The organism is Micromonospora globispora, assembly GCF_003857015.1.
Lineage (GTDB): Bacteria > Actinomycetota > Actinomycetes > Mycobacteriales > Micromonosporaceae > Micromonospora > Micromonospora globispora.
In genome coordinates this window covers 1-592 of the sequence record NZ_QGGF01000178.1, presented here as the reverse complement: position 1 = coordinate 592, position 592 = coordinate 1, and the positions used below count along the sequence as shown (strand labels likewise).

The 592-nt window shown below is 77.0% G+C and carries 1 protein-coding gene; it reads right to left on the bottom strand.

Going from position 1 to position 592, the window contains the following annotated elements; genetic code table 11:
- Window positions 1–527 (bottom strand): EamA family transporter (locus DKL51_RS06790; protein WP_369008543.1); only part of this gene is annotated, 527 nt, incomplete at its 3' end.
- Window positions 528–592: the final 65 nt, after the last annotated feature.

The following is a 592-nucleotide window of genomic DNA, read 5'->3' as shown; positions in this document are numbered from 1 at the left end:
GAGCAGACGATGTACGCGGCCCACATCGCGCCCGCGGCGAGCGCGAGGGCGGCGCCGAGCGGGTTGAGCCGGTCGAAGCCGCCCTGACCGAGCAGAGCCACCCCGGCCAGGGCCAGGCCGGCCCAGCACCAGGCCGCCAGCCGGCGGGCGGTGAGGACCGACAGCGCGAGCGGCCCCAGCACCTCGAGGGTGACCGCGGGACCGAGCGGGATCCGCCCGATGGCCTGGTAGAAGATCGAGTTCATTCCGGCCAGGGCGAACCCGAACGCGACCACCGCCAGCCAGTCGGCCCGCCCGTGTCCCCGCAGCCGCGGCCGGCACACGACGAGCATCAGCAGCGCGCCGATGGTCAGCCGGAGCGTCACCGCCCCGGCGATCCCGGTACGAGGGAAGAGCAGCGCGGCGACCGCCGACCCGAACTGCACCGACAGTGCCCCGCCGAGCACCAGCCCGACCGCGCCGATCTGGGCACGTCCCCGGTGGTGCCGGGTGGGTACGGGCGCCGGCGCGGGCAGGGTGCGGGTCATGCCCGCGACGCTAACCCGCCGGCCGGGCCGGTCCTCGCCCGGTGTGCCCGGCGCGGGCGTGCGCC